The organism is Mycobacterium sp. 4858 (assembly GCF_900240975.1).
Taxonomy (GTDB): Bacteria; Actinomycetota; Actinomycetes; order Mycobacteriales; family Mycobacteriaceae; genus Mycobacterium.
In genome coordinates, this window is sequence record NZ_LT968775.1 from 801,343 (window position 1) to 816,095 (window position 14,753).

At 71.5% G+C, this 14,753-nt stretch carries 13 protein-coding genes; 5 read left to right on the forward strand and 8 right to left on the reverse strand.

Annotation, left to right across the window (positions count from 1 at the left end; all coding sequences use genetic code 11):
- Window positions 1-8 precede the first annotated feature (8 nt).
- Window positions 9-920 (reverse strand): TIGR01777 family oxidoreductase, encoded by a 912-nt coding sequence (locus tag C1737_RS03740; RefSeq protein ID WP_067924755.1) that lies wholly within the window; start codon window positions 918-920, stop codon window positions 9-11.
- Window positions 921-935: 15 nt separating this feature from the next.
- Complete coding sequence (gene sucB / locus C1737_RS03745; RefSeq protein WP_102417276.1) at window positions 936-2,771, reverse strand: 2-oxoglutarate dehydrogenase, E2 component, dihydrolipoamide succinyltransferase; 1,836 nt, start codon at window positions 2,769-2,771, stop codon at window positions 936-938.
- A 195-nt stretch (window positions 2,772-2,966) separates the two neighbouring features.
- Here sucB and C1737_RS03750 point away from each other — a divergent pair, with 195 nt between their 5' ends.
- Window positions 2,967-4,742: an SDR family oxidoreductase gene (locus C1737_RS03750; protein ID WP_102417277.1), complete on the forward strand. Its 1,776-nt coding sequence runs from the start codon at window positions 2,967-2,969 to the stop codon at window positions 4,740-4,742.
- A 7-nt stretch (window positions 4,743-4,749) separates the two neighbouring features.
- Here the strand turns inward: C1737_RS03750 and C1737_RS03755 are convergent, their stop codons facing one another.
- A complete protein-coding gene (locus C1737_RS03755; protein ID WP_067920693.1) occupies window positions 4,750-5,094 on the reverse strand; it encodes an aminopeptidase in 345 nt (114 codons plus the stop codon).
- 138 nt (window positions 5,095-5,232) lie between these two features.
- On the opposite strand from C1737_RS03755, the gene C1737_RS03765 reads away from it, so the two are divergent.
- Window positions 5,233-5,682 (forward strand): SRPBCC family protein, encoded by a 450-nt coding sequence (locus C1737_RS03765; RefSeq protein WP_068093080.1) that lies wholly within the window; start codon window positions 5,233-5,235, stop codon window positions 5,680-5,682.
- Window positions 5,679-7,280 (forward strand): NAD(P)/FAD-dependent oxidoreductase, encoded by a 1,602-nt coding sequence (locus tag C1737_RS03770; protein WP_102417278.1) that lies wholly within the window; start codon window positions 5,679-5,681, stop codon window positions 7,278-7,280. The genes C1737_RS03765 and C1737_RS03770 overlap by 4 nt, the downstream gene beginning before the upstream one ends.
- A gap of 7 nt (window positions 7,281-7,287) precedes the next feature.
- Here C1737_RS03770 and C1737_RS03775 read toward each other — a convergent pair whose 3' ends face one another.
- Window positions 7,288-8,835: a leucyl aminopeptidase gene (locus C1737_RS03775; protein ID WP_102417279.1), complete on the reverse strand. Its 1,548-nt coding sequence runs from the start codon at window positions 8,833-8,835 to the stop codon at window positions 7,288-7,290.
- Window positions 8,836-8,846: 11 nt separating this feature from the next.
- Window positions 8,847-9,971 (reverse strand): adenylate/guanylate cyclase domain-containing protein, encoded by a 1,125-nt coding sequence (locus tag C1737_RS03780; RefSeq protein WP_068093038.1) that lies wholly within the window; start codon window positions 9,969-9,971, stop codon window positions 8,847-8,849.
- A gap of 35 nt (window positions 9,972-10,006) precedes the next feature.
- Between C1737_RS03780 and gcvT the strand changes: the two genes are divergently transcribed.
- Together gcvT and C1737_RS03790 are read left to right on the forward strand one after the other, a co-directional pair.
- The gene (gene gcvT / locus C1737_RS03785; protein WP_369807515.1) at window positions 10,007-11,113 is read left to right on the forward strand and encodes a glycine cleavage system aminomethyltransferase GcvT; all 1,107 of its coding nucleotides are present in this window, start codon (window positions 10,007-10,009) and stop codon (window positions 11,111-11,113) included.
- Between the two features lie 53 nt (window positions 11,114-11,166).
- On the forward strand, window positions 11,167-12,273 hold the full coding sequence (locus C1737_RS03790) for a branched-chain amino acid aminotransferase (protein WP_067920702.1): 1,107 nt from the start codon (window positions 11,167-11,169) through the stop codon (window positions 12,271-12,273).
- Window positions 12,274-12,393: 120 nt separating this feature from the next.
- Here C1737_RS03790 and C1737_RS03795 read toward each other — a convergent pair whose 3' ends face one another.
- From C1737_RS03795 to C1737_RS03805, 3 genes are read right to left on the reverse strand one after another with little or no spacing between them, the layout of a single operon-like run.
- Complete coding sequence (locus tag C1737_RS03795) at window positions 12,394-13,152, reverse strand: adenosylcobinamide-GDP ribazoletransferase (protein WP_102417281.1); 759 nt, start codon at window positions 13,150-13,152, stop codon at window positions 12,394-12,396.
- Entirely contained in the window at window positions 13,149-14,204 is a 1,056-nt protein-coding gene (gene cobT, locus C1737_RS03800) for a nicotinate-nucleotide--dimethylbenzimidazole phosphoribosyltransferase (RefSeq protein ID WP_102417769.1), read from the reverse strand. The genes C1737_RS03795 and cobT overlap by 4 nt, the downstream gene beginning before the upstream one ends.
- Window positions 14,201-14,749 (reverse strand): bifunctional adenosylcobinamide kinase/adenosylcobinamide-phosphate guanylyltransferase, encoded by a 549-nt coding sequence (locus C1737_RS03805; RefSeq protein ID WP_102417282.1) that lies wholly within the window; start codon window positions 14,747-14,749, stop codon window positions 14,201-14,203. The genes cobT and C1737_RS03805 overlap by 4 nt, the downstream gene beginning before the upstream one ends.
- Between the last annotated feature and the right edge of the window lie 4 nt (window positions 14,750-14,753).

Here is a 14,753-nt window from a genome sequence, read left to right on the forward strand (position 1 = left end):
GCGATCGCCTAGTCGTGGTCGCGCCGGGCGGTGGCGTAGCCGAGCGCCTCGCCAATCGTGTTGTGGTGGAACTGAAAACCCGCCCGCTCCAACGCCGACGGGATGGCGCGCTGGCCGATGAGCACACCCTCGTCGGCGAACTCGCCGAGCGCGGCCCGCACCGCGAAGCCCGGCAACATCAAGGGGGTCGGTCGGTTCACCGCCCGGCCGAACGCGGTGGTGAATTCGGCATTGGTGACCGGGGCGGGCCCGGTCATGTTCACCGGACCGGACAACGCCGGGTTGGAGATGGCGAACAGCAACGCTCGCACCTCGTCTTCCAGGGTGATCCAGGACATGTATTGACGGCCGCTGCCCAGCCGGGCTCCCAGACCCGTCCGGAACAACGGCCGCAACCGCCCCAACGCACCGCCGGCGGGGGAGAAGACCAACCCGGTGCGGGCCAGCACCACGCGGGCGCCGCCGTACTGAGCCGGCAGCGTGGCTGCTTCCCAGTCCTCGCACAGCTGGGCGAGGAAACCCTTTCCCGCCCGGTCGTTTTCGTCGACCACGTGGTCCTTGGTGTCCCCGTAGTAGCCCACCGCGCTGGCGTTGACCAGGGTCGGCACCCCGGCCTCGGCCACGGCGTGCGCCAGGACTTCGGTGGGGGCGATGCGGCTGTCCCGCAGGCTCTGCTTGAAGGCGCCCGACCAGCGCCGCTGGCCGACGTTGACGCCGCACAGGTTGACGACGGCGTCGACGTCGCCGATCGCGTCGACGTCGAATTCGCCGCTCTCGGGGTTCCAGTGCAACTCGTCGGAATTCGACGGCGCCCGGCGCACGATCCGCAGCACCCGGTGGTCGGCCGCACGCAGCGCCGCGGTCAAGGCGGATCCGATCAGCCCGGACGACCCCGCTATGGCGATGACGGGCTTGGCCACGGTTCGGCAGCCCTCCTAAAGACCCAAGTCGGCCTCGAACGCGCCCTCTTCCAGCCGGTTCTTGATCGTGGTGAGGAAGCGTCCGGCGTCCGCGCCGTCGATGAGCCGATGGTCATAGGTCAGCGGGAGGTAGCAGATGGAGCGGACGCCGATGGACTCGTTGCCGAACTCGTCGACGATCACCCGGGGCCGCTTCACGATGGCGCCCGTGCCCAGCATGGCGGCCTGCGGCGGAACCAGGATCGGGGTGTCGAACAACGCCCCTTGGCTGCCGATGTTGGTGATGGTGAAGGTGCCACCGGACAGCTCGTCGGGTTTGAGGTCGCCCGAGCGGGCGCGCGCGGCGATGTCGGCGATCGCCCGGGCGAGCCCGGCGAGCGAGAGGTCGCCGGCGTTGTGGACGACGGGGGAGAGCAGGCCCTGGTCGGTGTCGACGGCGAAGCCGAGGTGCTCGGCGTCGTAGTAGGTGATCTCCTTGGAGTCTTCGTCGTAGCTCGCGTTGATGTTGGGGTGGACCTTCAGCGCGTCGATCACCGCCCGGGCGATGAACGGCAGGAAGGTCAGATTGACCCCCTCGCGCTCGGCGAACGCCGACTTCGCCCTGGCCCGCAGCCCGACGATCCGGGTCATGTCGACCTCGTGCGTCTGGGTGAGCTGCGCGGTGGCCTGCAGCGATTCGCGCGTCTTCTTGGCGGTGAGCTGGCGGATCCGGCTGGCCTTCTGCGTGGTGCCGCGCAGGTGCGCCAGCGCCGGAGCGGGCGTCGGCGCTGCCGCCGGGGCTGGGGCGGCCTTGCCGTCAACCGCAGGCGCCGCCGCTGCAGGCGCCTTCTGGGCCTGCTGCTTCTGGCGTTGCTTTTCCTCCGCCGCGGCGAGCACGTCTTGCTTGCGGATGCGGCCACCGACACCGGTGCCGGTGATCCCGGCCAGGTCGATGTCGTGCTCGGTGGCCAGCTTGCGCACCAGCGGGGTCACGTACGGCGCGCCGTTCGTGCCGGCGCCGCCGGACTCGGCGGCCGGTTGTGCCTGCGCCGGTTGAGTTTTCGGCGCCGGCTCGGGCTGCGAAACCGGCTGGGGTGCGGGCTTCGCCTCGGCCTTGGGTGGTTCGGGTGCGGGCTCCGGCTTGGGTTCCGGTTTGGGAGCGGGCGGCGGGGTGGGAGCGGCCGCGGCCTGCGAACCGCTGCCGATCCGTGCCAGCTCCCCGCCGACCGGGACGGTGGCGTCCTCCTCGGCGGTGATGCTGATCAGGACGCCGGCGACCGGGGAGGGGATCTCCGTGTCCACCTTGTCGGTCGACACCTCCACCAGCGCGTCGTCAACTCCGACCGAGTCGCCGACCTTCTTCAGCCAGCGGGTGACCGTGCCCTCGGTAACCGACTCGCCGAGCTCGGGCATCAACACCGGGGTGGCGTCGCCGCCACCGGAACTCTGCTGGGCGGGCTCGGGTTCGGGCTCCGGCTGGGCCGGCGCCGGCGCCTCGGGCTCCGGTTGGGCCGGCGCCTCGGGCTCCGGTTGGGCCGGCGGGGCGGACTCGGCCTGCGGCTCCGGCTGGCTCGGCGCCTGCGGCGCCGCCTCGGATCCGCCACCCTCTGAACCGCCCCCGGGGCCGCTCTCCGCCGCGTCGCCGATGACGGCCAGCTCGCCGCCCACCTCGACGGTGTCGTCCTCCTGGGCGACGATCTTGGTCAGCACACCGGCCGCGGGCGAGGGGATTTCGGTGTCGACCTTGTCGGTGGACACCTCGACGAGGGGTTCGTCGAGTTCGACCGTGTCGCCTTCCTGCTTGAGCCAGCGGGTGACCGTCCCCTCGGTGACGCTTTCACCGAGTGCCGGCATCTGGACGGAGAAGGCCATCGTTTTGACTCCTCGATCGCTCGTGGGTCGGGGGCGGGTCGAACATCTCGCTAGCCGTTCGGAGCAGCTATCCAAAACTATCCTGTCACTGCGTCCGCGCCGGCACACATCCAGGGCGGACCGCGCGCGGTTGCCGGGACGGCCGGAACGCCCTTGCTACGGTGTGGCCACTGCACTTGAAGCGGGGAGGTACCGGTGCCGGCAACACAACCGCTAGCCCAGCATTTCGTCGACAGCGCCGACGGCGCGCGAATCGCGGTCTTCGAAGAGGGCAACCCCGACGGCCCCACCGTCGTGCTGGTGCACGGCTTCCCCGACTCGCACGTGCTGTGGGACGGCGTCGTGCCGCTGCTGGCCGACCGGTTTCGCATCCTTCGCTACGACAATCGCGGCGTCGGTCAATCCTCGGCCCCCAAGCCGGTGTCGGCGTACACCATGGACCGGTTCGCCGACGACTTCGCCGCGGTGACCGGCGAGCTGAGCCCAGGCCGGCCCGTGCACGTGCTCGCCCACGACTGGGGCTCGGTGGGGGTGTGGCACTACCTCAAGCGGCCCGGCGCCGGGGACCGGGTCGCGACGTTCACGTCGGTGTCCGGACCGAGCCAGGACCAACTGGTCGACTACATCTTGAGCGGTCTGCGGGCGCCCTGGCGCCCGCGCACTTTCGTCCGCGCCATCAGCCAGGCGCTGCGACTGACGTACATGATCTTCTTCTCGATCCCGGTGCTCGCGCCGCTGCTCCTGCGCCTGACGCTGTCGATCCCGGCGCTTCGGCGAAACGCGGTGGACAACATCGCAGCCGAGCAGATCCACCACTCGCCCCGCCTGGCCCGGGACGCCGCCCGTTCGGTGAAAACCTATCCCGCCAACTACTTTCGCTCGTTCGCCGGCCGTGGGCAGGGCATCCACGTCGTCGACGTGCCGGTGCAGTTGATCGTCAACACCAGAGACAAGTACGTGCGCCCGTACGGCTATGACCACACGCCCCGCTTCGTGCCGCGGCTGTGGCGGCGCGACATCAGGGCCGGTCACTTCTCGCCGATGTCGCACCCCCAGGTGATGGCCGCGGCCGTGCACGACTTCGCCGATCTCGCCGAGGGCAAGCCGCCCAGCCGCGCGCTGCTGCGCGCGCAGGTCGGGCGTCCCCGCGGGGCCTTCGGCGACACCCTGGTGTCGGTCACGGGCGCCGGCAGCGGAATCGGCCGCGAGACGGCGTTCGCGTTCGCCCGTGAGGGCGCCGAGCTGGTCGTCAGCGACATCGACGAAGCGGCCGTCAAGGCCACCGCCGCGGAGATCGCCACCCGCGGCGGCGTCGCGCATGCTTATGTGCTGGACGTGTCCGACGCCCAGGCCGTGGAGGCGTTCGCCGAGCGGGTGAGCGCCGAGCACGGCGTGCCCGACATCGTGGTCAACAACGCCGGCATCGGGCAGGCGGGCGGATTCCTGGACACCCCGGCCGAACAGTTCGACCGGGTGCTCGACGTCAACCTGGGCGGCGTGGTCAACGGGTGCCGGTCCTTCGCGCGGCGGCTGGTCGAGCGGGGCACCGGCGGGTACATCGTCAACGTGTCGTCGATGGCGGCCTACGCGCCGCTGCAGTCGCTGAACGCCTACTGCACGTCGAAGGCCGCGACCTACATGTTCTCCGACTGCCTGCGCGCCGAACTCGACGCCGCCGGGGTGGGGCTGACCACGATCTGCCCGGGCGTCATCGACACCAACATCATCAACACCACCCGGTTCGACGCTCCCGCGGGCAAGGGCGAACAGGTCGACGGCCGGCGCGGCCAGCTGGGCAAGATGTTCGCGCTACGCCACTACGGCCCCGACAAGGTCGCCAACGCAATCCTGTCGTCGGTGCAGAAGAAGAAACCGATTCGCCCGGTGGCGCCGGAAGCCTATGCCCTGTACGGCCTTTCGCGCCTGGCGCCGCAAGGCCTGCGCAACTTCGCGCGGATGCGGGTGATCTGACGCGCCTTTAGATGCCCGTCCGCGCGGCGCCCTGGCGGCCAGTCAGCAGCGTCCCGCCGATCGCGATCAGCCCGACGACGGCCAGCGGGATCGACCACATGCGCCGGCTGCCCACCGAGGACTGGCACTGCGCCACGTAATCGGTGTGCGGGACGACCTGGTTGAGGATCGGGATGTTCGCCACGCTGTTGTTGTTCGCGCTTCTGGCCGCGGACAGGTCCGTGGCCACGGCGTTCCCGCACCCGATCGAATGGCCGTTGCCGTCCGAAATCGAGACCGGCGCCAGCAGCCCGATCACGCCGGCCAGCAAAAGCACGGCCCCCACTCCGAGGATCAACCGTCGCACCGTCACGATCTCGCCTTTCTTCGTACGGGTTTTCGATCGGAGGGAGATTAGCCGCTGCGGGAGGCCGGTAAACGCGAAGTTGACCGGATACAGCGCCCGATTCCTGGGTATTCCGCCGCGATAGCCGAGAGGGGATGCGACGTGGTGCTGAGTGCGACGCGGGACGTGGCCGCGCCTTGCGAGCGGGTGTGGGAAGTCCTGGCGCAAGGGTGGACCTACACCCAGTGGGTGGTGGGCAACAGCCGCATGCGGGCGGTCGATCCGAACTGGCCGGAGCCCGGCTCCTCGATCCGGCACTCGATCGGGATCTGGCCGTTGGTGATCAACGACGCGACCGTGGTGGAGGAGAGCGAACCGCCGCACAAACTCGTGCTCTGCGCCCGCCTGGGGCCGCTGGGCGCCGCGCGGATCACCATGCTGCTGCATGAGACACCGCAGGGCTGCCGGGTGGAGATGATCGAGGTGCCTGTCGAAGGCCCGATGGGGGCCGTCCCCGATTCGCTCGCGTTGGCCGCGGCCTATCCGCGCAACAAGGAGTGCCTGTGGCGGCTGGGGGCACTGGCGGAGCGCAAGGTGCCCAGCCAGGTGAAATGAACGTGCGGGACACCGCCGACGCCGTCGTCATCGGGGCGGGACACCACGGGCTGGTCGCCGCCTCGATGCTCGCCGACGCCGGGTGGGACGTGGTGGTGCTCGAGGCCCAGCCGGAACCGGGCGGCGCGGTGCGCAGCGCCGAGCTGACGCCGGGCTACATCACCGACCTGTTCAGCTCCTACTACCCGATGACGGTGGCCTCACCCGCGATCGCGGCGCTGGGGCTGGAAGACCACGGCCTGCGGTGGTCACACGCGCCCGCGGTGGTCGGACATCCGCGCAGCGCGGCCGATGACGACCCGCCCGTCGTCTACCACGACCCCGCCCGCACGGCAACGGAATTCGCGCGCCGGGAACCGGCCGACGGCGACAACTGGTGGCGGGCAGTCCAGTTGTGGCAGCGGATCAAGGCGCCGCTGCTCGACGCGATGTTGGCGCCCTTCCCACCCGTGCGTCCGCTGATGCGGCTGCTGACCAAGCTCGGGACCTCCGAGGCGCTCCGGGTGGCGCGGCTGCTGGTGCAGCCGGCCACCACCATGGCCAGCGAGCTGTTCGCCGGGGAGGCGCCGCGAGTGATGCTGTTGGGCAACGCGATGCACGCCGACGTCCCGCCGGACGCCCCGATCAGCGGCGCCATGGGGTTCCTGATGACGATGCTGGCCCAAGACTGCGGCTGGCCCGTGCCGGTCGGGGGTTCCGGGCAGTTGACGGCCGCCCTGGTCAACCGCGCCCGCTCCGCGGGCGCGCGAATCGAGTGCAATCAGAACGTGTCCCGCATCGAGGTGCGCGGCGGCCGTGCGGTGGGGGTGACTACGGCAGAGGGGCGCACGGTTGCGGCGCGGCGGGCCGTCGTCGCCGACGTGACGGCGCCGCGGCTGTTCTGCGACATGTTGCCCGCGGATGCCTTGCCGCCCAAGCTGTTACGCGACCTCGAGCACTTTGTGTGGGATCCCCCGGTGGTGAAGGTCAACTACGCGCTCGCCCGCCCGGTTCCGTGGCGGGCGGAGAATCTGCACGGCGTGGGCACCGTCCATTTGGGCGCCGACGGCGATGGGCTGGTCCGCTGGATGGCCGACCTCAACACCCGGGTGGTGCCCGAGCATCCGTTCATGTTGTTGGGACAGACCACCACGGCCGACCCCAGCAGGTCGCCCGAGGGAACCGAAAGCGTCTGGGCCTACACGCATTTGCCACGCAATGTCGCCGACGACGCGTCGGCCGACCGGCTCGCCGAAGCGGTGGAGCGGGTCATCGAGGAACATGCGCCGGGCTTCGGTTCGGCGGTCGTCGAGCGGTTCGTGCAACGGCCGTCGGACCTGGAGGCCAGCGACGCCAACCTGCACATGGGTGCGCTCAACGGCGGCACCGCGCAATTGCAGCAGATGCTGATCTTCCGTCCTGCGCCCGGCATGGGCCGCGCCGAAACCCCGGTGCAGGGGCTCTATCTGGGCAGCGCGTCGGCGACCCCGGGCGGTTCGGTGCACGGTGCCTGCGGGCGCAACGCCGCCAACGCCGCGCTGGCCGCCGACGGCGCGACCGGCTGGCCGCGCCGCCAGGTGCAGCGCGCCGTGTTCTCGCTGCTGACCGGAAGGCGCTAGCCGTTCACTAGCCCTTTTCGCAGATGTCTTCGAGCACCGCGAACATGGTGCGGGTCGGCACACCGGTGCCGCCCTTGGGCGTGTAGCCCCACGGGCCGCTGGTGTTGTACGCCGGGCCGGCCACGTCGATGTGCGCCCAGCCCACGCCCTCGGCGACGAATTCGCGCAGGAACACCCCCGCCACCAGCATGCCGGCGAAGCGCTGCCCGCTGATGTTGGACAGGTCCGCGACGGTCGACTTCAGGTCGTCCTTGAGCTCGTCGGGCAGCGGCATCGGCCAGCCGTTCTCGCCCACCCGCTGCGAGATCGCCGCGACGCGGTCGCGGAACTCGTCGCTGCCCATCACCCCGGGGATGCGGGCGCCCAACGCCACCGTCTGCGCGCCCGTCAGCGTGGACGTCTCGATCAGGTAGTCCGGGTTGTCCTCGCACGCCCGCACGATGGCGTCGGCGAGGATCAGCCGGCCCTCGGCGTCGGTGTTCTGCACCTCGACGGTGATCCCGCCGTACTGCGTCAACACGTCGCCCGGACGCTGCGCCGTGCCCGACGGCATGTTCTCGGCCATCGGCACGGTGGCGATCACGTCGATCGGCAACCGCAGCTGCGCCGCCAGCGCCACGGTGGCGATGACCGCGGCCGCGCCGCCCATGTCCGAGGTCATGTGGTGCATCGACGCCGCCGGCTTGATCGAGATGCCGCCGGTGTCGAACGTGATGCCCTTGCCGACCAACGCGACCCGCTTCGCCTGCTTCGGCTTCTTGGCCAGCTTCGACCCCCGGTGGGTCAGCCGCACCAGCCGTGGCGGCCTCGACGAGCCCTGGCCGACCCCGATCACGCCGCCATAACCCGCCTTCTGCAGCGCCTTCTCGTCGAGCACCTCGACCTCGAGACCCACGGACTCACCCAGTGACCTTGCGCGCCTGGCGAATTCGGCGGGAAACAGGTGGCTCGGCGGCGTGTTGACGAAGTCGCGGGCGGTGGCCACCGCGGTCGCCACGGCCGCGCCGTGGGCGCTGGCGGCTTTGGCCTCCTTCGCGGCCGACAGCACGGTGATCTTGCGCAGCCCTTTGTCTTTCGGCGCGGTCTTGCCGCTGCGGAAATCGGTGAACCGGTAGCTGCCGAGGATGAATCCCTCGACGGCCGCCGAGCAGACGTCGGCGTCGAAGTCACCGGGCAGCGTGAGGAGCACCGCCTCGGCGGTGCCCAGCGACCGCGCCGCCACACCGGCGGCCCGACGGATCGTGTCGGCGGGCCACTCGGGTCGCGGTTTACCCAGTCCGATCGCCAGCACGCTGGACACCGGCAGCGACGGCACCACCAGGCGGTGGACCTGCTCGCTGCCGCCGGTGGCCTCCAGGGCCCGCAGGCCGGATTCGATTTCGGCGACCGCGTCGGCCGGCAGCGGCGACCCACCCGGGGCCACCACCGCGCCCGGCCTGTCCTCGTCGCCGGTCGAGACGACCGGCACGATCAATACCGACGAGCCCACCGCCCGTTTGGGCAGCGACGCGGCGACGTTGACGGCGGGGCCTTGATAGCTCAAATCGGTGGTCACGGCCTTTTACCCTAATCGGCGGGGCCCGCGCCGGGATCGGCGGCGCCCCCGGCCTGCAGCTCGAAGGCGATCACGGGGTCGTCGAAACCCTTGAGGTCAAAGGGGCCACGGGCCGTGGCCGGCCAGTCCGGCAATTGCTCGTGCAGCGCCGAGTCGGCCAGGATCTGGCACGGGGACGCGGCCCCGACCAGACGCGCCGCCAGGTTGACCGGGCCGCCGAAGTAGTCCCCGTTGATCGCCAGCACGCTGCCGTACGCGAGGCCGGCCCGGACCTGCAGACCCTCCTCGCGGGCCCGCGGATGGTCGACGAGGTCGACCGCCGCCCTGGCCAGGCGTTCCGGTGACGCGCTCACCCACATCACCTCGTCGCCGATGAACTTCACCACCCGGCCGCCGTCGCGATGCACCACGTCCGCCACGGTGCCGGCGAACTCGTTGAGCAAGTCCGAAAGCTGCGCGGGGGTCAGAGCGCGGGTGAGCACGGTGAAGCCGGATAGATCCGCAAAACCGATGCCGCACACCACGCTCGCCGAGGTGTCGCGAAGGACGCCCTCGAAGTGGGTACGGGCGCTGGTCAGGTGGTGGCGGTGAACGACGTCGATCAGCGCCGAAATCCTCGGCACGAACTCCGCGACCGCCCGGTAGGCCTGCGCCGTGGCGAGCTCGTCGTTGGTGTAGGTCATCTGGATGTCCGGCGTCCCGGCCCGGATCGCCGTCGACTCCGCCTCGGCGAGGCGGGCCATCGCGGCGCCGAGCACCCGCAGCATTCCGGACGCGCCGTCCTCACCCACCACCGTCTTCAGGGCGACCCAGGTCGCCAGCGCGTCGACGTCGGCCTGGCTCAGCACCGCAACGTCGGGGCCGGCGACGGTCAGGCCGAGCAAACCCCACGCCTGGGCGACCTCCTCGGGCGAGAGGCCGAGCTGTTCGGCCGCGGTCGCCATCGTGTGGATCGGGCGCCCCGACCACTGCAGGACGTCACCGGCGAGCCCGAACAGCCGTCCGCGCCGTTCGGCCTCCACCATCTCCTCGGCGGTGAAGCCGAGTTCGTCCAGGTACTTGATCAGGTCGGCCCGCTCCCGCGCGCGAGAGATTCCGGCGGCCTCAAGCGCTTCGAAGTCGGGGGAATCGACCACCCACCCAAGTGTGCCAGCACCCGCGATTAGGGTGAATCGTCGTGACCGATGACCTACAGCATGGCCCGTTGGAAGAGCGCCACCGCGACCTGGGGGCCAGCTTCGCCGAGTTCAGCGGCTGGCTGATGCCGGTGTCGTACGCCGGCACCGTCAGCGAGCACAACGCCACCCGCAACGCGGTCGGTCTGTTCGACGTCAGCCACCTCGGTAAGGCGTTGATCCGTGGGCCGGGAGCGGCCGCATTCGTCAACTCCACGCTTACCAACGACTTGAGCCGCATCGGTCCGGGCAAGGCGCAATACACGTTGTGCTGCACCGAATCCGGCGGCGTCATCGACGACCTGATCGCCTACTACGTCAGCGACGACGAGATCTTCCTGGTGCCCAACGCGGCCAACACCGCCGCGGTGGTCGAGGCGCTGCGGGCGGCCGCTGACTCCGCTGGGCTGACCATCACCAACGAACATCGCTCCTACGCGGTGCTGGCGGTGCAGGGGCCGCGCTCGACGGAGGTGCTCGGCGAGCTGGGCCTGCCGACCGGCATGGATTACATGGGTTACGCCGACGCCTCCTACGCGGGCGTGCCGGTGCGGGTATGCCGGACCGGATACACCGGAGAGCACGGCTACGAGCTGCTGCCGCCGTGGGACTCCGCGGGCGTGGTGTTCGACGCGCTGGCCGCGGCGGTCCGCGCCGCCGGCGGCGAGCCCGCCGGCCTGGGCGCCCGCGACACGCTGCGCACCGAGATGGGCTACCCGCTGCACGGGCACGAACTGGGGCTGGACATTTCGCCGCTGCAGGCCCGATGCGGCTGGGCGATCGGGTGGAAGAAGGACGCCTTCTTCGGCCGCGACGCGCTGCTGGCGGAGAAGGCGGTGGGGCCGCGGCGGCTGCTGCGCGGGCTACGGATGGTCGGCCGCGGTGTGCTGCGCCCCGGGCTGACGGTGCTCGCCGGCGACACGCCGGTCGGGGTCACCACGTCGGGGACCTTCTCCCCGACGCTGCAAGTCGGCATCGGGCTGGCGCTGATCGACGCCGACGCCGGGATCGACGACGGCCAGCACCTCACCGTCGACATCCGCGGGCGCGCCGCCGAATGCGAAGTGGTGCGGCCGCCCTTCGTCGAAGCGAAAACCCGGTGATGCCGCAGGTTCAGGTGAAAAGCCCGGTCGCAGGCGGATATACAATCAGCCCCATGACCAGCGGCTCCCTCGAGTTCACGGTTTCGCGCTCGGCCAACCCCACGTCCGACGCGGACCGCGAAGCCATCCTGGCCGAGCCCGGTTTCGGCAAGTACTTCACCGACCACATGGTGTCGATCGATTACGACGACGAGCGGGGCTGGCACAACGCGCGCGTCATGCCGTACGGCCCGATCGAGCTGGACCCGTCGGCGATCGTGCTGCACTACGCGCAGGAGATCTTCGAAGGGCTCAAGGCCTACCGCTGGGCGGACGGCTCGGTCGTGTCGTTCCGCGCCGAGGCCAACGCCGCCCGGCTGAGGTCGTCGGCGCGCCGGCTCGCGATGCCCGAGCTGCCCGACGAACTGTTCATGGGCTCGCTGTGTCAGCTCGTCGCCGTCGACAAGGCCTGGGTTCCCGCCGCCGGCGGCGAGGAGGCGTTGTATCTGCGCCCGTTCATGATCGCCACCGAGCCCGGGCTGGGCGTGCGGCCGTCGAAGCGGTACCGGTACCTGCTGATCGCGTCCCCGGCCGGGGCGTACTTCAAGGGCGGGATCAACCCCGTCACGGTGTGGGTGTCGACGGACTACGTGCGGGCCAGCCCCGGCGGCACCGGCGCGGCCAAGTTCGGCGGCAACTACGCCGCCTCCCTGCTGGCGCAGGCCGAGGCCGCCGCGCACGGGTGCGACCAGGTGGTGTGGCTGGACGCCGTCGAACGGCGCTTCGTCGAGGAGATGGGCGGCATGAACATCTTCTTCGTGTTCGGCAGCGGCGGGTCGGCGCGGTTGGTCACCCCGGAGCTGTCCGGCTCGCTGTTGCCGGGGATCACCCGGGATTCGTTGCTGCAGTTGGCGATTGACGCCGGATTCTCGGTCGAGGAACGCAAGATCGACATCGACGAGTGGCAGAAGAAGGCGGCCGCCGGTGAGATCACCGAGGTGTTCGCCTGCGGCACCGCCGCCGTGATCACCCCGGTCTCGAACGTGAAGTACGGCGACACCGAGTTCACCGTCGCCGACGGCCAGCCCGGCGAGGTGACGATGGCGCTGCGCGACACGCTGACCGGAATCCAGCGGGGGACCTTCGCCGACACCCATGGCTGGATGGCCAGGCTGGGCTAGGGGCCGGTGGGCCGAACGTGAAGTTGGTTTCACGTTCGGCCGCGAGCGTGAAGATAAGTTCACACTCGTGGGTTGGCTAACCGCACCGAGCCCGAGCGCCCGGCCAGCCGGGCGCTCGCCCTAGAACCGCACCAGTCCGGCGAGCGTCACGGCCGCCACCGTCGTCGTCAGCTCGATGACGGCGCCCAGCACGTCACCGGTGATGCCGCCGAAGCGGCGCACGCAGTGCCACACCAGCACCGCGCCGCAGCACAGGCCCGCCAACACCGCGACCGGGCCCTGCCACGGCCGCGGTCCCCCCGCCGGCGAGACGGCGAGCAGCACCGCGACCCAGGCCGCCACCACGATCACCGGCTGGCTGCCGGCCACCCGCACCCCCAGGGCGCTGCCGGCGGCCGCCGGCACCGAACGGCGGCCGGCTGCCACCGCGGCGATCCGGCCGGCGAACACCACCACGGCGACGCCGACGATTCCCGGCCTGCCCGCCGCCCCGAGCGCCGCGAACGCCAGGCCCTGCAGCGCGATCACCAAGACGACGGCCGCCGCGCCGAACGGCCCGGTCGACCCGTCGCGCATCACCGCCAGCGCCCGCTCGGGCGGCCCGTAACAGCCCAGCCCGTCGGCCGTGTCGGCCACACCGTCGATGTGCAGGCCGCGCGTCGCCAGCAGCAGTGCCGCGACCGCGACCAGGCCGGACAACGGGCTGGACGCCCCGAACGCCCAGGCCCCGCCCCACGTCACGGCCGCGGCCAAGGCGCCCAGGGCCGCGCCCACCACCGGCAGCGCCGTCATGGCGCCGCGGCCCATCCGGGCGCCGTGCGAACGCGGGACGGGCAGCACCGTGCCGAACGCGAAAGCCGTTGCCAGCGAACGCATCACGGTGGGGGAGCGGCCCGCTCGGAGACCCCCGCCTGCGCGAACGTGGCCATCGACGCGCACGTGGCCACCGCGGCGCGCAGCACCGGCAGCGCCAGCGCGGCGCCGCTTCCCTCACCCAGCCGCATCCGCAGATCCAGGATCGGCTCCAGGCCGAGCTCGGCCAGCGCCAGGGCATGACCCGGCTCGGTGGAGCGATGACCGGCCTGCCACCACAGCCGCGCGCCGGGAGCCAGCCGCTCGGCGACCAACGCGGCGGCCGTCACCGCCATCCCGTCGAGCAACAGCGGGGTGCGCCGCACCGCGGCCTGCGCGCAGAAGCCGGCGATCGCGGCCAGGTCGGCGCCGCCGCCGCGGCGCAGCAACGCCACCGGGTCGGGCAGCACCGGCCGCGTCCGGAACAGGGCGTCGCGCACCGCGGCCGTCTTGCGCGCCCATCCGGCGTCGTCGATCCCGGTGCCGAAGCCCACCACCGCGACCGGCTCGGTGTTCGTCAGCGCCGCCACCAGCACCGCCGCCGGGGTGGTGTTTCCGATCCCCATGTCCCCGGCGATGAGCAGGTCGGCGCCCGAGTCGACCTCCTCGTCGGCGATGGCGCGGCCCGCGGCGATCGCTGCGACGGTCTCGTCGTGGGTGAGGGCGTCTTCGACCGCGATGTCGCCGCTGCCGCGGCGCACCTTGTGCGCATCGATCCGCCCCGCCGGCGCGTCGCCCGCCACCGCCAGGTCCGCGACGCGCACCGTCGCCCCGGCGAGGTCGGCCAGCACGTTGATCGCCGCCCCGCCGGCCTCGAAGTTGGCGACCATCTGGGTGGTCACTTCCGGCGGGTAGGCCGATACCCCGGACCGGGCGACGCCGTGGTCACCGGCGAACACCACCACCCGGGCGCGCTCGAATTGCCTTGGCGGACAATGACCCTGGCACGACGCGATCCACACCGAGAGGTCCTCGAGGCGGCCCAGCGCGCCCCTCGGCTTGGTCAGGGTGTCCTGGCGGGCGCGGGCGGCAGCGGCGACGCCCGCATCGGGCGGCGATACCGGGGCGAATTCCATCAGGCTCCCGACGGCTTGATCGGCACCGCCTGCCCGGCCACCACCAGGACCACCCGGTCGCAGAGCTCGGCGAGCCGCTGGTTGAGGGCGCCCAGTTCGTCGGCGAACCGGCGCCCGGACGCGGTGGCCGGGACGACGGCCAGGCCGACCTCCGGGCTGACCAGCACCAACGTGGAATGAAAGTCGCCGACGGCGGCGAGCGTGGATTCGATCGTGTCGCGGACCGCGGCCGGCACCGGCCCGCCGTCCCATCCGTTGTGGCGGTCCAGCGTGCCGGTCAACCAGGCGCCGAGGTCGTCGACGAGCGTCGGGATGTCCGGGGACCCGCGCAATTGGCGTGCGATGTCGTCGGTTTCGATCGTCGACCAATGCCCCGGCCGGCGCTCGCGGTGCTCGGCGACCCGGTCCGCCCAGGCCGCGTCACCCGTCCCGGTCGGGCCGGGGGCCAGGTAACACACCGGCTGTCCGGCCGGCAGCGCCCCGGCGATGGCGTCCTCCGCCCACCGGGATTTGCCCGACCGGATCCCGCCGAGCACCAGCGTGCGCACCGCG